This window comes from Candidatus Bathyarchaeota archaeon (genome assembly GCA_026014585.1).
Taxonomy (GTDB): domain Archaea; phylum Thermoproteota; class Bathyarchaeia; order Bathyarchaeales; family Bathycorpusculaceae; genus Bathycorpusculum.
In genome coordinates this window covers 1-17209 of the sequence record JAOZIA010000013.1, presented here as the reverse complement: position 1 = coordinate 17209, position 17209 = coordinate 1, and the positions used below count along the sequence as shown (strand labels likewise).

Below are 17209 nucleotides of genomic sequence, written 5' to 3'. Positions count from 1 at the left end.
AGACCAATGGTAAAAACGTGGACTTACAAGACTTCAGGAATACCAGACGAACTGTTCATACAAAATGATTTGGTTCCTGGACCAACCAAAGAAGAAATCCGAGTGATAACCATAAGCAAAGCACGCCTAAACACTGGCGGCACCGTGATTGATGTGGGATGTGGCACGGGAGGATTAACCGTTGAAGCCGCGCTCCAAGTTGCTCCAACAGGAAAAATTTACGCAATTGATGAAAACCCAGAAGCAACAAAATTAACAAAAGCTAACATCGAAAAATTTGAGGTACAAGAAGTTGTTTCCATAATTCAGGGCAAGGCTCCTGAAGCATTAGAAAAGCTGCCTCAGGTTGATGCGGTTCTTGTGGGCGGAAGCAAAAACCTACACGAAGTTCTGACCGTTTGCAAGCAAAAACTCAAACCCTCAGGTAGAGTGGTTGTTAATGCGATTCTGCTGGAAACCGCATGCACCGCTATAGCTGAACTCAAAAAGTTAGGCTTCAAAGACATTGATGTAGCACAGGTTTTGATAGCTAAAGGAAAACAGGTTGACTCAGGTACTATGATGATGGCAAGAAACCCAATAACAATCGTTTCAGCAACGAGGGAAACTACATGAAAAAGTTTATTGGAATCGGCGTTGGACCAGGCGACCCCGAACTATTAACGCTAAAAGCAGCCAAAGCCCTCAAAACCGCAGATGTCATCTGTATTCCTAAACCCCACGCAAACAAACCCAGCATGGCGCTCGGCATAGTTAAACAGGTTCTTGACGAACGAGCAAAACCCGCAGAAGTGGTGGAGCTCGTGTTTCCCATGACCAAAGATGAACTTAACAACCGCAAACTCTGGTTGGAAAGCGCCCAAACCGTCGCAGCCAAAGCCAAACAGGGCACAGTCGCATTCATCACCCTTGGCGACCCCATGCTGTATAGCACTTTTTTGTACCTGTATGAGTGCCTAAAAGAGACGTACCCCGAAATTGAACTGGAAATCATCCCAGGCGTAACCTCCGTAACAGCGGCAGCAGCAAGCAGCAATCTACCATTGGCAGAAAAAGACGAGGTTGTCACGATTATGCCAACAGACCTTGACCCCGCACTTATTGAGGACACAGCTAAACATGCAGAAAACTTGGTCTTCATGAAATGTGCTTTTCGTGTTAAAGAGTTTGTTCCGTTGCTTTTGCGTTCAGGCTTTAATGCTGATTCAACAGTTGCATTGGTAAAGCGCTGTACGTTGCCAAATGAGAAAGTATACGTGGGCAAACTGGGCGATGTAGCTGGCTGGGATATTTCTGAGGATTATTTCTCAGTGGTGATTGTTAAGAAAAGTGATGTTCCGATTCATTGGAAACAAAACGGTAAAAGTGATAAAAAATGAATAAAGTAATTATCATTGGTGCAGGCTCAGGTGACCCCGAGCTTATCACACTCAAAGGCAAAAGATACCTTGAACAAGCCGACATTGTCGTGTACGCAGGCAGTCTTCTTAACCCTGAATACCTCAAGTACTGCAAAAAGGATGCGGAACTCTATGATAGTGCAAAGATGAGTTTGCCAGAGATGCTTAAAGTAATGATTGCAGGCGTTAAAGCAGACAAACTGGTCGTGCGGCTCCATGATGGTGACCCAAGCTTTTATGGTGCAATCCAAGAAGTCATGACAGCACTGGACAAAGAAGGCATAGAGTACTTCAGAATTCCAGGCATCACCTGCCTCTTGGGTGGTGCAGCTGCGCTTAACCGTGAATTAACCCTGCCAAACATCAGCCAAACCGTCATAATCACGCGACCTGCAGGCAGAACACCTGTTCCCGAGGCAGAAAGCATCCAAAAACTCGCCGTGCACCAAGCAACCATGGTTATTTTCCTTGGCACTCCGCATATTGCGCGTGTGATGGAGGATTTGCATGCTGGCGGTTACCCCAAAGATACTCCTGTGCAGGTTGTGTATAAGGCAACGTGGCCTGAGCAGAAAATCGTGAAAGGTACCATAGCAGATATTGTGGAAAAGGTGCGGGCTGAGGGGATTACGGAGACTGCTTTGATTTTTGTTGGTCGGGTTTTGGATCCGCAAGCGTACGATTTATCTAAGCTTTATGACCCTAAGTTCACTACTGGATTTAGGAAAGGCGAAACTTGAATGTATGCTAATGGAGTCGCAGTTGTTGCAATTACACGACGCGGTGTAGAAACCGCACAACAAATCAAAGATACACTACAGCAGCGGGGCATATCCACCATTGTTTATGCTCCTAAAAAATACAGTCAAAAAGGAGTCACGGTCATCCAAGAACCCGTATCCGCTTTTATCAGGGACACTTACAACACCGTGGACGCGCTGGTTGGGGTTATGGCAACAGGTATAATCATCCGCAGTATCGCCCCAATGTTGGAGAGCAAACTTTCTGACCCCGCAGTTGTTGGTGTAGATACGACTGGAAAATTTGTGATAAGTCTGCTCTCGGGGCATTTTGGTGGCGCTAATGAGTTAACCAAAATTATCGCAGGTGGCATCGGCGCAGAAGCAGTGATTACTACAGCAACTGAGGTTTCTGGGAAATTGAGTGTTGATGAACTTGCAAGGATTATGCATTTTTCTATAAAGAATCCTGAGAGTTTAGTTGCTGTGAATACGGCGATTGTTAATGGTGACAGTTTGGTTTTGGTGCTGGTTGGTGATGTGAAGGTTCCGCTGGAGAACGTGGGTTGCTTTGAAGTAAAAAAGGCAAAGAATGGAGCACAAGCCATGGAAATCATTAGCGCTTACGATGCAGGCATAATCGTTGCCCAAAAACCGCTCTCGATTGCCAAGTTTGTTAAGCCCTTTACGATTCTGAAACCTAAAAAAATCGTTGTAGGCGTAGGCGCAAGAAAAGTAATCAGCAAAGAACGCATCATAAAAACAGTAAAAGCTGCCTTAGCCACAGCAAATTTGCCCCTGTCCCGCATTAATGGCGCAGCAACGGTTGACATAAAAAAGGACTCAAAACCACTGGTTGAAGCGTTTGCGGATATGGGGTTGCCTTTGCAGTTTTTCAGTGCAGAGCAACTGAGCAATGTTAGTTCGGGTGAGCTTTCACCTGATTCAAAAATGGTTATGGAAAAGATTGGTGTAGGAGGAGTTTGTGAACGAGCAGCATTACTAGCAGCAGGAAACAATTCCAAGTTGATTCTCAAAAAAACCAAACAGAACGGGGTGACTGTAGCATTAGCAGAGGCAGAATAAGCGTTGTCGGCATCGGACCAGGCAGCGCCGAACACTTGACACCTAAAGCAAAAAATGCAATAGAAACCGCTGATGTCGTCGTGGGCTACGGTACATACATCAAACTAATACAGGGTATCATAAGCAAAAACGCAGAAGTTTATTCTGGTACAATGGGCAAAGAAGTAGAACGCGCCAAAATCGCCGTAGACAAAGCCCAAGAATGCAAAGCAGTTGTGATGGTTAGCAGTGGAGACCCAGGCGTGTATGGCATGGCAGGCATCGTTTTAGAGGTTGCTGCACAAGAAAAAATTAAGGTGCCAGTTGAAATTGTGCCAGGTGTTACCGCAGCAACAGCAGCATCAGCCATTTTGGGGGCACCCCTAATCAGCGATTTTGCCGTTATCAGCTTAAGCGATTTGTTGACTCCTTGGGAAAAAATTGAAAAACGTCTCGAAGCTGCATCATCTGCGGACTTCTCAATTGTGCTCTATAACCCGCAAAGTCAAGGACGCATCGAGCCGTTGATGAAGGCGTATGAGATAATGCTCAAACACATCAACCCTGACACACCCGTCGGCATCGTCAGGCAGGCGGGACGTGAAGGCGAAAAAGCTACCATAACCACACTCAAGGACCTGCTCAACTGCGAAATTGACATGGTAACCACGATTGTCGTGGGCAACTCGATGACGCGGGTTGTTGAGGGCAAAATGGTTACTGCAAGAGGCTACGACATCTAGCGGTACCTCACACACTGTCCTTTTTTGTTGCACTAATTTTTGGGTAGAAAACGCGCCAATACAGCCCTCTCCTTTCAGAGCTTTGTAGAGCCCTCTATGGTTTCTGCATAGACTTTCTAATAGGCTCCAAATAGGTTGGTTTGTGAAGTGTAATTTGGATTTTCTAAACCTTTTTTCTTTTCGTCCCTGCGGTGGATAGTAACTGTTTATTCTTTGCATTCTTTTAGGGTCATTAGTTCTTTGAAGGGAACTTTTAGCATCAAGTGCTCTTTGAATGCATCAATGGTGGCTACCGGTAGGCACACAATTACTTTACCCAGAAAAGGGCGACGGAAACCAAATTTTTCAATGGATTCGTCTGTTAAAACCACAAAAAAGCTTTTGACTTGCCATGTTGCCTCATCAAGGTCTGCGCTGTTGACTTCTCCAAGTAAAACTCCATCAGAAGAGTAGACTCTTTTCCAAAACAAACGTGTAATTTCAACCATAAAAAACCCCAAATAGAAAAAGCCGCGGCAGTCTTATATCTGTTTTCAGAACTCCACTCCTTTAAGGGTTTTATTCGTTTTTGGTTGAAGATATAATGATAAAATGGCAGTTGTGTTTGAGGGTTAAGTTGTTTCTTTTGAGTATGGGCTGAATAAGCTTCAATACTGTGTCATCCACAAAACAATTAATTTTTAGGGCATAATCCCCATTGTTGTCTTTTAGTAAGGTGATGGCTTCAACGTCAACTTGGTTTGTTACTTCTAAGATTTCCCGTAACAAAGCCAGTGTTTTTTGCCTCTTCAACCGCACTACCTTTCTGGTTCTTTAAAGGTGTTTCAGATAAAAGTCTCTTTTGTTCGAATTTGGGTGTGAAAACTGGTTTGGTTGATATGTCGAATTTGGGAATGAGCTATAAATATTAAATTTTAAATTTTTTGATTGCTGGTAAAAATTGGAACGAGAAAAAGCAGTAGAAATAATCAAGCAGATTGTTGAAAAATGTCCTTGTCTGCATGGAAAATCTATAACGCTTATGCTAAAACCCACCAACGGTCTCTCTGAAGGCATACAAATCCAAATCGACAGCCAAAACAACCAAATACTCGAAGACTGCGTCCAAAAAATTGCTCACAAAAACAAGCTGGAAACAACAAAACTTGAAGAGTTACTAATAGTCTACAAAAAACAGTAAAAACAGTTGCGGTAACCAAAGTCTTTTTGTGCAGCCAGACATAATTAACAATGTGGTTTTTATGTCGACTTCTCAAAAACACCCAGTTCACAAACAATTAACTTCCCAAGAGAAAAGCGTCATAGAAAGCAAGGCAACCGAAACCCCATTCACAGGCAAATACTACGCGTTTTGGGACAAAGGCACCTACGTTTGCAAACGTTGCGGCGCAAAACTCTACCGTTCCGAGAGCAAGTTCGAATCAGGTTGTGGATGGCCAAGCTTTGAGGACGAAATCCCTGGAGCAGTAAAACGTCTGCCTGACGCCGACGGGGTGCGAACTGAAATTCAATGTGCTAACTGCGGAGCACATCTTGGGCATGTCTTTACTGGTGAAGGCTTCACCTCAAAAGATACTCGGCACTGCGTAAATTCTATCTCAATGGATTTCATCCCAGACAAAAAAGCTTAACACTGTTTTTTCTTAAAAAAAGAAAAAGGTGTATTGGAGGATTTATTCTTGTTTTTTTAGTTTAAATATGCCAAATGCGGCGATGCCTGCAAGGAAAGGCGCCAGTGCTCCAAAAGGTGTTTCAGGGGTAACAAAAAACCCGTAGGATTCATCAAGTTGAAAATTAATCAGTTTATCTGTTCCTTCATCGTAAACCGAGTTGGAATTTACATCAATGAAAACATCATAGTACCCACTTAACAAACGCGGCTCCCAAATCATAGTTGGTACTATCGCACCCGAAGAATCTGTATACACCAAAGCGCCTGACTGCCAAGTTAACGATGATAAAGGCAATCCATCGCTCCAAGTGGTATGACTCACTACGTAAACAGGTATGTCCGTGTTTGGTGGTAAGTCTATTCCTTTAACATAAACTTGTTCGTTTTCCCAGAATACGCTTTTTGGGTTTCCTGATGCATCGCATACTTCAGATGATGGTCGCGTTTGAACTTGTACAAGTAACTGGTCTGTTGCCGTGGCACCTTGAGCGTCTGTTACTATTAAGGAAACAGTGTAATCTCCAGTTGCGGTATAGATGTGTGTAGGTAGTAGTGTTCCTGTCGCTGTTGTTCCATCACCAAAATCCCATGTTACTTCGGTAACGTCATTGCCTGGGTCTGAGTAATTTCCTTTAAACTCAACGGGTATGTTAGGGTAGGCTTGAATATCTGGACCAGCATTTACGGTGGGTGGCAGATTATTAACGGTGACACTTACCGTTGCAGTGGTTGTGCTTTCAAGTAAGCCATCTGTAACTTTAAGTTTTACCTCTATTGTTGTGTTAACGAGAAATTGCCTTGTTATGCTTGTGACGGCTGAGGTAGACCATGGCGTCCATACGCCTGTGTTTCCAATGTCCCATCGGTAATGCAACGAGTTTCCTTCTGGATCATATGAACCGCTTCCGTTTAATTGGATGCTAAGATAGTCGCCTTCGTTGCAGGTGTGCTCTTGAGAAGGCAAAACCGCTGTTGGTAGATTATTTGCATATGCACTCTCAGTGTTCACAACTATAATAAACAACATGAGGGCTACAAAACACATTGATAATTTAATTGATTTGAGCATACTTCATCGATTAAATGGATTACACGCTTTGACTATAAAGGCAAAGATGTGTAGCAAATTTGACTAACAATTATTAATTCACTTACCTCAGTTTTTCTCCCCAGCAATCCAGAAAACAGTATTTTTCAACTGGTTTTCTGCTTGGTACTGGCGGCTCATCGGCGCGATAACCCAGAGTTATTAACGCTGCTGGCTCTACATTTTCAGGAATTTTTAGGGCTTGCCTAACGGTGTCTTTGCAGAAAATCGGGGCACAATACCAACAACCGCCCAAACCCTTCTGATAAGCAGCCAAAAACAGGCTCTGCACTGCCGCGCCCAAGCTTTGCACAGCTAAATCCCTCTCAAAACCCTGCCGCGTTGGGTCCGCAAATTTTTTCATGTCTTCCATGGAGAGACACGCCAGAATCAGGACGGGGGCGTCGGCGAATCGTTGCGTGGACGCTTTGTAGTCGACTTCGGAGATTTTTATGCCATCCTTAGCCAAGTCAGTTGCTCGTGCATTAGCCATTGCCTCTGCTAATTCCCGCCGCGCCTTCAAATCTTCCAAAATTATAAATCGCCATGGCTGAACATTATGTGCTGAAGGAGCCCAACCTGCTACTTCCAAAACTTCCAAAACCAGCTTTCTGGGGACGGGTCGAGGTGAGAATTTTCTGATGCTGCGGCGTTTACGTATGGCATCTGTTGTGTTTGGCATAAAATAAAATTGGGGTTTTGGTTTTTAGGGATTGCTGTTTGGCAGCAAGATGACTTTGAGGCTGGTGCCTGCTTCCGCCATCAATCGGAAGCCTTCCTGTGCATCCTGCAAGCTGAGCCTGTGTGTTATCATGTCTTTGATGTTTAGGCGTCCCGTTGCAAGCACCGCCAAGGATTCCTCTAAATCCACAGGTGCCGCGCCGTAGCTGGTTTGCATGGTGATTTCGTTTCGCCAGAACTGATTAATCGGGACAGGCAGCTTCACGGTTGGGTCAGGTACGGCAAAGAACAAAATTGTTCCACCAGGCTCCACGCAATCAAGCGCCGCCAAAGCAGCAGAGGTTGCTCCAGTGCAGACAATCACTACATCCGCCAAGCGTCCCTCATTGGTGTCTTTGAGTTTCTCAGGCAGGTTCTCTTTGGCGTTGATTGCATCGTCAGCGCCGAATTTCTTGGCAAGTTCCATGCGGTACGGGTTAATGTCTGCGACAACCACCTTTTTGACGCCCTTAAATTTGGCAAGCTGAACATGCAAAATCCCTGAAATCCCGCTACCGATTATTAGCACAGAATCGGACTTTTGCAGTTTTGCCAAACGTTGCCCACGCGCAACGCACGCCAATGGCTCTATGAAGGTGCCTTCTTCAAAACTCATCTGGTCAGGTAGCTTGTAGATGCCAAAGTCCACGTTGATTTTGGGGACTTTGATGTATTGGCTAAAGCCGCCGGGGTAATAGTTGGTTGTGTGCAGGGTTTGACATGCGGTGTGGTGTCCACGGTCGCAGTGTCGACAAGCATTGCAGGGAACATGATGCGAAACAAACACGCGGTCACCCACTTTTACGCCCCTAACGTTTGCACCTACATCTTCGATGACGCCGGTTGCTTCATGCCCCAGCACACGCGGGGCTTTGGGAACGCGGTACCACTCGATAACGTCGCTTCCGCAGATTCCGCTTGCCATCACTTTCAGCAGAACTTCTTCATCAGTGATTGTGGGTTTGGATAATTCTTCGATTCGGACGTCATGATTGTTGTAGTAGACGGCGACCTGCATGAGGGTTCACCAAAAAAGGGTTAGGCTTTGCCTGCTATAACTTGATTGTAGAGGTCGTCTGCTTCCTGTGCGGTGTAGTTGTCATGAATTATACTGCGAATAGCCCGAATTGCCGCCACTGGATTCTCTGTTTGCCAAATGTTTCTGCCCAAATTCACGCCGATAGCGCCAGCCTGCATCCCATCATAGACAAAATCGAAAACTTCCTTTTGGGTTTCCGTTCGTGGTCCACCAGCAATCACAACGGGCACGGGACAACCATCAACAACCTTGCGGAAGTTCTCACAATAATAAGTCTTAACCACGCGGGCGCCAATTTCAGCAGAAATCCTTGCAGCCAACGCCAAATACCTTGCCTCACGCTTCTCCAGTTCTTTGCCTACCGCGTTTACTGCCATAACTGGAATGCCATAGTCCTCGCATTCATCAACGAGTTTTGATAGGTTGCTTAGGCTTTTGTTTTCGTATTTGCTGCCCACGAAAACGGACATGGAAACCGCGGAGGCGTTTAGCCTGATTATTTCTTGGATGGATGTAACGATGCTTTCGTTGGCTAGGTCTTCGCCTACGACGGAGACTGCTCCGCTAACTCTCATGATGATGGGTTTTTCGATTGCTGGGTCGATGCAGTTTCGCAGGACGCCACGTGTGAGCATGATGCCGTCTGCGTATTGGTAAATATTTTTGATTGTTTCTGCGGGATGTTCAAGGCAGTGTGTTGGTCCTTGGAAGTATCCGTGGTCAATTGGTAAAAATAATGCTTTTCCATCTTTCTGGATAAGCCTGCTTAATCGGTTTTTCATACCCCATTCCATAACTTTTTCCTCGAGAGAGCAGTTGGTTTAAGAATTAAATAACTTTATGCTCAAACGATGTATTATCCGTTGTTTGCTGCCCTGTTTGCTTGACCGCGAAGGCTAAGGGTTTGTGCGGGTTGTTTTTTGATTTTTTTGTTTTTCAACATTTAGAGGGTTTATTTTCTGAAAAACGTAATGTTGTTTTTTCAGGTTGAAACACAGGTATAAATCAACCCAAAACAACATTTAATCATCGGCTTTTTTAGAGGTGAAATAGTTGAAACGAAAGTTGCTAATTTTAGCCATTATAGTGGCTTTAGTGATAACTCTGCCTATAGTTGTTGCGGTGTTAACAAAAACTTTGACAATTCACATTGAAGGTAACTCAAAATATCCACACAATGTTCCCCCCTCTGGTTCGCCAACACCTACACCGATACCCACACCGACCTCAAGCAGTAGCCAAACAATCCAATTCACCCTTTTCACTCCAAACGGGGAATCTTTTCCCACATCAACCACTGGGTCACTTAATGGCGGAGTCAACACCGTAGTCGTAGACCCCCTAACAGGTCACAACGCTGGCTGGACAGCCACCTGCATCGTAGTTCGTAACGATGGCAATGTGCCCATAACGGTTAATGCATCTGTAGCCAACAAGAAAATTCCTTCTGATATGGATTTAACGTTGAACTGTGGCTGGTACGGAACCATCGCGGGCAGCCACTTCTCAGAGCAAGCCACCGACCAGCAACCCATACAACCTGGAAAAGCCTACTATATGTCCATGATTGCTTTTTTAACACCTACAACTTCAGATTACACGCCTGACCAAGCTTTCAGCTACAGCTATGATGTAGTGGTTACTGCAACACAAGCTTAATTCTATCCATCTTTCATCTCTTTTTGGCTATTTAGATTCTGAATGGCTATAAATTTTGGAAACAAATAACATTTATAAAACTTAATTGTATAAACCGATTGAGCACATGTTAACCATAAATGTGTTTTAGAATTATTACGTTTGAATCTTAATCATTTCCACAGAAGTATAATCACAAGATTTAGTGGAGAATCTTAAGAGACCGTTGATGGAGGTGAAGAAGTGGATTTAGAAATGGTAAAGAAAATGTTAGGTTGGATTCACCAATTGGAGTTGGCTTATTCTTTTTCTTCTCAGGTCTCTCTGTTTACTTCTTTACGCTTGCATTACAAAACATTGTAAACCTTTAGAAAGCTTAATGGAAACACAATTTCCGTCGCATGGTTAAAGGATTAATTTGACAGTGATGAAATCATGAATGAAGTATTTGACGCAATAAACAACAGAAGATCCACAAGGGTCTACGAACAAAAACCAGTCCCCAAAGAATTAATTGAAAAAGTAATTGAGGCAGGTAATCAGGCGCCATTCACGTCTATGACTCGCTCGCAGCCATGGAGGTTTGTTGTAGTCGAAAACTCTTAATTTAAACAAAAACTTCTCCAAACAACATTGCCATTCTGGAAACAAACCATTGAACCTCTAAAGCAGGCTCAACCTGAACTCTACAAAATGGCAACACTCCTCTACGATGCCATTGACGAACCCAAAGACGTAATCTACTACAACGCACCCGTAATTATCTTCGTTGTCAGTCCAGCTAACAACCCGTTTAGTAGCTTGCTTGCATGCGAAAACATGATGATTGCTGCACAATCCTTGGGTCTGGGAAGCTGCTACGTTGGATTTGGCGGAATGGTCAAAGGTAACGCTGAAATCGTGCAAGCTCTTGAGCTAAAGGAGGATGAAGCAATATTTGGACCTATCCTGCTTGGCTACCCTAAAGTCAATCCTAGCCCAGAAGTTGCAGCCGCTCTGGATTCAATCAAACCTATCAAAAAAGAACCTGCAATCAAATGGATATAGGTATCCAGTTAACTGTTTAAGGAGGGGTCTGGTGGAGCTCACTGGAAGTGGTAAAGCGTTAGTTGTGATCTTGCTTTTCCGTTTGTTTTTTGGTGGATACTTGATTGGAATGGATCAGTACCGCTTCAATGACTTTGAAAGCACGTTGACGGTTCTTCTGATATATGGTCTAGTTGGCATCTTTACCGCCCTATTTTTGTTAGGCAAAAGAATAGCACTCATGGGCATGGTTGGTTTGGATGCCGTCTTTATAGTGTTACAGTCCGTATTCATTGTAGCGGCTTTAAGTCAAATGGCAGACTTTGGACCACATGACCCAGTGAGCAACTGGTGGGGCACCATACTAATGTATGTCTTCTCAGTACTAACAATCACGTTCGCTCTCAAGGCTTACCGCGAAATCAAAACCGCCAAAACCCAATTCCAGGTGAAGGCTCTGAAAAATTAGTGCCCTTATTGGTTTGGTTTTAAGATTAAATATCCTTTTTCTATGAGCCAGTGATGGAACTGCCATGTGGTGTAGAGGCAGGCGTTGCTGCATTTTTTGCGTGTTTGCTCATATTCAGAGGAGCCTTCAGATTGCCGGTTTAACTCCAGTTGTACGGGGCATTTGATGTCTTTGCAGAATTCTCTACGTTTATACTCTACATACCCTTCAAGCGTCATGCTACATCGCAAGAAGCTACCTCAGCAGACGTTATAAGCGTTTTTAGATACCATTTTCTAGTACATTTGTTTACAAATACCAATAAAAACCAGCAAGAATACACCTTTTGGGTGGAGAGTTACAGTTTGGGTTTCAAAAAAGCAACAGTTGCATCCCTGCTCATAATTATCCTTGTCATCTGCTTTGCCGCCACATTGCATCAACAAAAAAACTTTGTTCTAACCAGCAACAGCCAAAACCAACCCGTCAAAAAACTGCATACGTACTCAGTAGCCGATAGCCTACACCTGTTTGGCTTTGAAAAACCCCTGTTTTTTGCGGTTACGTCAACTTTTTCTATTCCAACCCACAACGGGTTTGCTGATGCAGCAGTTGCCTTTAACACAACCCGCATGCAAATCTACAATTTTGTCAACCAAAACCCCGGAGTTTCCTTTAGGGTTCTCTGTGCTGGTCTTTGTGTTCCTGTTGGACTTGCACAGTATCATTTAGGTGTTTTAGTGCGAGCTGGATTGGTTTCATTTGTCAGAGACGGTCGCTACAAGCGATTTTTTATTTCTAAGCGTTTTTCCAAGAAAGAGATGACTTGGATTTCTCTGCTCAGACACGGGACAGCACGGCGGATTGTTGAGGTTTTATTGCGCAGAAAGCGGTTATCTCATGGCAGGTTAGCTGATGAGGTTGCGGTTTCTTCTCAGGCGTTGACTTGGCAAATGAAACGGTTGCGTGATTGCGGGTTTGTGCTGCAGACCAGTGAAGGCTTGAAAATTATTTATGAATTAGATGAAACATCCACGGCACAGTTGGGCGATTGTGTGTCGATTGTAAAAAGTGTTCCAGCTTAATTGACTGGTTTTTGGTTTTGGGTTTGTGCGCTATATTAACAATATCTTAAATAGTCTATTTGTGTTCACCCTTATTCAATCAGTTATGAACATTTCATAACCCCAAAAAATTAAGGTTGAGAAGTTAAGAATTATAGCCACGATACGCAACATTTAATTTGCTGAAAAGCACGAACGAAAAGGACGAAGTATCTTAAAACAAGGAAGATATCAGCATGGTTACTTTAAATCTTGATAAAATCTTTAATCCTCAAAGCGTAGCTATTATCGGCGCAAGTGATGCTGAAGGCTCAGTTGGATATGCAATAGTGAAGAATTTTCAACATGGCTTTGAAGGCAAAGTTTTTTACGTTAACATCAGAAAACCTGAAATTCTCGGCGTAAAAACTTATCCATCAGTTGACAAGGTTCCCGAACCAATTGACTTGGTAATAATTGCTACCCCCGCAAAAACTGTTCCAGCAGTAATGGAGGAATGTGCAAAAGCACAGGTAAAAGGCGTAATTATTGTTTCAGCTGGATTCAAAGAGACTGGTCCAGAAGGAAAAGCTTTGGAAGACCAAATTGCGGCAATCGCAAAGAAAAACAAAATCCGCGTAATCGGTCCCAACTGTATCGGTATCATCCGACCAAGAATAGGCTTAAACGCTACTTTTGTGGACAAAATGCCCAAACCCGGAAACATCGCGTTTCTATCTCAAAGCGGCGCGTTGGGTTCAGCAATTTTGGACTGGGCAATTCATGAAAACATTGGTTTTAGCAATTTCGTTTCTGTCGGCAGCATGCTTGACGTTGACTTTGGCGATTTAATTGATTATTTTGGCAGTGACCCAAAAACAAAAAGCATTCTCATGTACGTTGAAGGTTTAACCGAAGCCCGTAAATTCATGAGTGCAGCCCGACACTTCGCAAGAACCAAACCAATCATTGTTATTAAATCAGGCAAATTTGCAGAAAGCGCAAAGGCAGCCGCGTCACACACTGGCTCAATGTCAGGTGAAGATGACATTTACGATGCTGCTTTCAAACGTGCAGGTGTTGTCCGTGTTGATGAAATCGCAGATTTATTCAATTCAGCCGAGGTTTTGGGCACTCAGCCGCTTCCTAAAGGTCCACGCTTAGCAGTTATCACTAACGCTGGCGGGCCAGGAGTTATGGCAACTGACTCATTGATTGCCCACGGAGGAAAAATCGCAAAAATCAGCCAGAAATCCATTGATTCTCTTAATGCTGTTTTGCCACCGTTTTGGAGTCACGGTAACCCAGTTGATGTTTTGGGTGATGCCAAGCATGACCGTTACAAAGCCGCGCTTGAAGCATGCTTAAAAGATGAAAACGTTGATGGTGTTTTGGTTATTTTCACTCAGCAAGCGGTTTCCGAGGCAGTTGAAATCGCAAAAGCAATAGCAGAACTGGTTAGATCTCAGCCATACCAAAACAAGACGGTGCTAACCTCGTTTATCGGATTTGGTGCTGTCGAAGAAGCAAACAAAATCCTAAACCAAAACAATATTCCAACCTACAGCACACCTGAGCAAGCCATTAAAACATACATGTCCATGTACCACTACCAAAGCAACGTTGGTCTCCTCTATGAAACCCCTGAAGAATTACCTGTTGATGTTGCACCGCCAAAACGCCCAATCATGGTGATTTTGCGAAACGCAGCATTTGAAGGAAGAGAAATCCTCACCGAGGACGAAGCTAAAAAAATCCTCAAATACTACAACTTCCCAGTTGTCCGAACCGCAGCGGCAAACACAGTTGATGAAGCAATCGCGTACGCGCATGAAATGGGTTTCCCAGTTGTGCTAAAGATTCTTTCTCCACAAATTGTTCACAAAAGCGATGCTGGAGGCGTTATCCTTAACGTTCGCAGTCCAGAACAGGTTCGTGAAGCTTTCGAGTTGCTAATTCAACGTGCAAACGCTTACAACCCCAACGCACAAATCATCGGTGTCACTGTGCAGCCAATGGTTGACAAGAAAGGCACTGAAGTGATTCTGGGTGCAAAAACTGACCCATTGTTTGGTCCAATCATTTTGTTCGGTATGGGCGGTGTAGGTGTTGAACTCTTCAAAGACTACACAATCGGCTTGCCGCCATTGAACTCTACATTGATTAAGCTGATGATGGGTGAAACCAAGATTTATCGTCTTCTCAAAGGCTACAGAGGTTCTGCACCAGCAGACATTAAGCGTCTGGAAGAAACCATGCTGCTGTTTAGTGACTTACTGGTTGACTTCCCACAAATCAAAGAAATAGACATTAACCCCTTGCTTATCCACCAAAACGACATAAGCATCCTTGACGCCCGAATCGTCATTGACAAAGACAAAATCTGCAAAAAAGTTGAACCCCACGAGCACTTAGTCATCAGCCCCTATCCCAAAAAGTACGAGGCACTATGGTCTCTAAAGAATGGGCAAGAAGTACTGTTGCGTCCAATTAAGCCTGAGGATGAACCTATGTGGCTGGAAATGTTCCAAAGCCTCTCTGAGGAATCCATCAGATACCGATTCTTCCAAATGCTCAAAGACACACCCCACGAAGTCCGCGTCCGCTACTGCAACATCGACTACGACAGAGAAGTCGCTATCGTCGCGGAAATCGTTGAGCAAGGCAAACGTAAACTGCTTGGTGTGGGTCGCTTAAACTTTGAAATTGAAGGTGAAACAGGCGAAATGTCCTTCCTTGTCAGCGACAAATGGCAAGGCTTGGGCTTGGGCACAAAAATCGTTGATTACGTGCTTGACATCGCCCGCGAAAAAGGCATCACCAAAGTTTACGCTATCATGCTGCCCGACAATTACCGCGCGCTCAGCTTAACTAAGAAGATGGGCTTCAAGATTGAATACTTAAAGGATGGCACAGTCAAAGGCACCCTTGACCTCCAAGATGAAGACTACGATTCACGCTGCCTCAGACCACAAAACGTCGCCGTATTCCGTGCACAAGCCGCAGAAGCACCCAAAGAAACCGCCCCCGCCGCTAAACAGGAATCAGCAAAACAAGAAGCCCCCAAAGCGGAAGCCGCACCAGCAAAAGAAGCTGCTCCAAAAAAAGAAGAAGCCAAAGAATCTAAAGAAGTAGCTCCAGCATCAGCATAACACTTTCTTTCATTTTTTGTTTTTTCTTAAATCTCTAAAAAATTAACCCGTAACTGCTGGGTCAGTTTTTCTGTTTATGTTTGTCTGCGGCGAATCAGGTATAAAACAAAAAGTCCCACAAGGGATGGTACCATAACAACTGAAATAATTATAGCGGGGTCAACGTCTCCTCTGCCAGTTCTTACTGGATTGGCTGATGCTAAACTGACAAAAGCCGAAACAATTAACAGGCAACAAAGAAGAATCAGTACAAAGCTTGTTTTAATCACTTAAAGCGCCCCCTTGATTCTTGTTGTTCGGTTTTGACTTAAAAGCTTTTTCAAGACCTCTCTCTATCGTTTCTGCATACATTGGCTATTAGGCTCCAAATAGGTTCGTATAGTCATTCTCGGTTGATTTTGTTGCCTGTTTTAAGGTTCTGCCTGCAAAGAAGACTGTTAAAAACCAAAGAATTTCTAAAATTTTATATGCTGTATTTTTTATACTTAATATGATGCAAAAATTGATGAAAAATTCTGTTATGCAAACAAAACCAAAGAAATACAAAAAACTCTGCACAGTAGTACTTGTTTTTGTCTTAGTCCTGACTGGTTTTGTTGTGTTCCAGCTAACCTATGCTAGTCCGGGACCTGTTGAAATTACGGTTACGTCTGATAAACAATCATACAGTCCGGGCGAAACAGTGCACTTTTCAATCTATGTTTATAACCCGCAAAATTGGCGTGTCTTCTATCCCTACAGCTATACTTGCGGTATCCACAATGTCTGGGCAGACATCTTTGGCCAGTCGCCTCACCTTTACGGAGGACCATCATTTCCGCCTCATAATACAACTTTATACAGAACTATCGACTGGCACCAAAACAACATCTTCGAGAATGGAACTCAAGTGATGCCAGGAAACTACACAGTTACAGTTGAACTTAAGGGGCAAGCAAATTATGGACCGCCAGCAACTTGCATTATTGAAATCAAAGATTGTTAAATTGGAATTATCTTGTTTTGATAAGCCTTAATACTAAAATAAAAAGCGCTGTTGTTCCGCCTTAGACCTTCCTCCCTTTAAAGCAACAACCAAGTGAACCCTAAATTGGCTGTGTTTTGGCTGGTTTAGAGTGCCTAAAACGGTACACTGCCACGCCTGTAGCAGCAACCACGGATGCAATAACTGTGCCTGTGATTAGTGTGGTGGTTTCTGTTAGGTTGGGGTGCGTGCTGGTTGGGGCTGTCGCGTTGATGGTGAAGTAGAACGTTAGCAGGGGGGTATAGTACACTTTAGGGCTGTCACGGTTGGGTCCTTCGTAGATGGTTATGTTGTGTGTTCCGTTTGGTAGCTGTGGTAGTGTTGTGTTGCAGTTCCAAGTGTATACTGTGTATGGGTCATATGGCCAGTCGGTGACTTCGTATTGGCTGATGACTGTTTGATTTAATTTGCC

The 17209-nt window shown here is 43.9% G+C and carries 21 protein-coding genes and 1 pseudogene; 13 read left to right on the top strand and 9 right to left on the bottom strand.

Features of this window, described 5'->3' with window-relative positions; all coding sequences use genetic code 11:
* Positions 1-6 precede the first annotated feature (6 nt).
* From cbiT to cobJ, 5 genes are read left to right on the top strand one after another with little or no spacing between them, the layout of a single operon-like run.
* Complete coding sequence (gene cbiT, locus NWF01_05335) at positions 7-615, top strand: precorrin-6Y C5,15-methyltransferase (decarboxylating) subunit CbiT (GenBank protein ID MCW4024442.1); 609 nt, start codon at positions 7-9, stop codon at positions 613-615.
* On the top strand, positions 612-1379 hold the full coding sequence (cobI, locus tag NWF01_05330; GenBank protein ID MCW4024441.1) for a precorrin-2 C(20)-methyltransferase: 768 nt from the start codon (positions 612-614) through the stop codon (positions 1377-1379). The genes cbiT and cobI overlap by 4 nt, the downstream gene beginning before the upstream one ends.
* The gene (gene cobM, locus NWF01_05325; GenBank protein ID MCW4024440.1) at positions 1376-2140 is read left to right on the top strand and encodes a precorrin-4 C(11)-methyltransferase; all 765 of its coding nucleotides are present in this window, start codon (positions 1376-1378) and stop codon (positions 2138-2140) included. Before cobI ends, cobM begins: the two co-directional genes overlap by 4 nt.
* On the top strand, positions 2141-3226 hold the full coding sequence (locus NWF01_05320) for a cobalamin biosynthesis protein (protein ID MCW4024439.1): 1086 nt from the start codon (positions 2141-2143) through the stop codon (positions 3224-3226).
* Between the two features lie 35 nt (positions 3227-3261).
* Positions 3262-3948, top strand: a complete 687-nt coding sequence (gene cobJ / locus NWF01_05315; GenBank protein ID MCW4024438.1) for a precorrin-3B C(17)-methyltransferase — start codon at positions 3262-3264, stop codon at positions 3946-3948.
* A gap of 206 nt (positions 3949-4154) precedes the next feature.
* Here the strand turns inward: cobJ and NWF01_05310 are convergent, their stop codons facing one another.
* Positions 4155-4436, bottom strand: coding sequence for a hypothetical protein (locus NWF01_05310; protein ID MCW4024437.1), 282 nt, complete (start codon positions 4434-4436; stop codon positions 4155-4157).
* A 70-nt stretch (positions 4437-4506) separates the two neighbouring features.
* Entirely contained in the window at positions 4507-4740 is a 234-nt protein-coding gene (locus NWF01_05305) for a hypothetical protein (GenBank protein ID MCW4024436.1), read from the bottom strand.
* 148 nt (positions 4741-4888) lie between these two features.
* On the opposite strand from NWF01_05305, the gene NWF01_05300 reads away from it, so the two are divergent.
* Positions 4889-5128: a hypothetical protein gene (locus tag NWF01_05300; GenBank protein ID MCW4024435.1), complete on the top strand. Its 240-nt coding sequence runs from the start codon at positions 4889-4891 to the stop codon at positions 5126-5128.
* A 61-nt stretch (positions 5129-5189) separates the two neighbouring features.
* On the top strand, positions 5190-5579 hold the full coding sequence (locus NWF01_05295) for a methionine-R-sulfoxide reductase (protein MCW4024434.1): 390 nt from the start codon (positions 5190-5192) through the stop codon (positions 5577-5579).
* Between the two features lie 42 nt (positions 5580-5621).
* Here the strand turns inward: NWF01_05295 and NWF01_05290 are convergent, their stop codons facing one another.
* The 4 genes from NWF01_05290 to lsrF form a co-directional block, all read right to left on the bottom strand.
* The gene (locus tag NWF01_05290; protein ID MCW4024433.1) at positions 5622-6647 is read right to left on the bottom strand and encodes a PKD domain-containing protein; all 1026 of its coding nucleotides are present in this window, start codon (positions 6645-6647) and stop codon (positions 5622-5624) included.
* 124 nt (positions 6648-6771) lie between these two features.
* Positions 6772-7389, bottom strand: coding sequence for a nitroreductase family protein (locus NWF01_05285; GenBank protein MCW4024432.1), 618 nt, complete (start codon positions 7387-7389; stop codon positions 6772-6774).
* Positions 7390-7413: 24 nt separating this feature from the next.
* Entirely contained in the window at positions 7414-8445 is a 1032-nt protein-coding gene (locus tag NWF01_05280) for an alcohol dehydrogenase catalytic domain-containing protein (protein ID MCW4024431.1), read from the bottom strand.
* A gap of 20 nt (positions 8446-8465) precedes the next feature.
* A complete protein-coding gene (lsrF, locus tag NWF01_05275) occupies positions 8466-9260 on the bottom strand; it encodes a 3-hydroxy-5-phosphonooxypentane-2,4-dione thiolase (GenBank protein ID MCW4024430.1) in 795 nt (264 codons plus the stop codon).
* A 259-nt stretch (positions 9261-9519) separates the two neighbouring features.
* On the opposite strand from lsrF, the gene NWF01_05270 reads away from it, so the two are divergent.
* From NWF01_05270 to NWF01_05260, 3 genes and pseudogenes are all read left to right on the top strand, one after another.
* The gene (locus NWF01_05270) at positions 9520-10125 is read left to right on the top strand and encodes a hypothetical protein (GenBank protein MCW4024429.1); all 606 of its coding nucleotides are present in this window, start codon (positions 9520-9522) and stop codon (positions 10123-10125) included.
* Between the two features lie 414 nt (positions 10126-10539).
* Positions 10540-11151 (top strand): annotated as a pseudogene (locus tag NWF01_05265) (nitroreductase family protein).
* Positions 11152-11182: 31 nt separating this feature from the next.
* Positions 11183-11599: a hypothetical protein gene (locus tag NWF01_05260; GenBank protein ID MCW4024428.1), complete on the top strand. Its 417-nt coding sequence runs from the start codon at positions 11183-11185 to the stop codon at positions 11597-11599.
* Between the two features lie 5 nt (positions 11600-11604).
* On the opposite strand, the gene NWF01_05255 is transcribed toward NWF01_05260, so the two are convergent.
* Positions 11605-11817, bottom strand: a complete 213-nt coding sequence (locus tag NWF01_05255; GenBank protein ID MCW4024427.1) for a hypothetical protein — start codon at positions 11815-11817, stop codon at positions 11605-11607.
* Between the two features lie 126 nt (positions 11818-11943).
* On the opposite strand from NWF01_05255, the gene NWF01_05250 reads away from it, so the two are divergent.
* Positions 11944-12663: a winged helix-turn-helix transcriptional regulator gene (locus NWF01_05250; GenBank protein ID MCW4024426.1), complete on the top strand. Its 720-nt coding sequence runs from the start codon at positions 11944-11946 to the stop codon at positions 12661-12663.
* Between the two features lie 215 nt (positions 12664-12878).
* On the top strand, positions 12879-15773 hold the full coding sequence (locus tag NWF01_05245) for a GNAT family N-acetyltransferase (protein MCW4024425.1): 2895 nt from the start codon (positions 12879-12881) through the stop codon (positions 15771-15773).
* Positions 15774-15847: 74 nt separating this feature from the next.
* Here NWF01_05245 and NWF01_05240 read toward each other — a convergent pair whose 3' ends face one another.
* Positions 15848-16042 carry a hypothetical protein gene (locus NWF01_05240; GenBank protein ID MCW4024424.1) on the bottom strand — a complete coding sequence of 65 codons (195 nt, stop codon included), beginning with the start codon at positions 16040-16042 and terminating at the stop codon, positions 15848-15850.
* A 236-nt stretch (positions 16043-16278) separates the two neighbouring features.
* On the opposite strand from NWF01_05240, the gene NWF01_05235 reads away from it, so the two are divergent.
* Positions 16279-16758, top strand: a complete 480-nt coding sequence (locus NWF01_05235; protein ID MCW4024423.1) for a hypothetical protein — start codon at positions 16279-16281, stop codon at positions 16756-16758.
* Positions 16759-16858: 100 nt separating this feature from the next.
* Here NWF01_05235 and NWF01_05230 read toward each other — a convergent pair.
* Positions 16859-17209: hypothetical protein (locus tag NWF01_05230; protein ID MCW4024422.1), on the bottom strand; the 351-nt coding region annotated here is incomplete at its 5' end.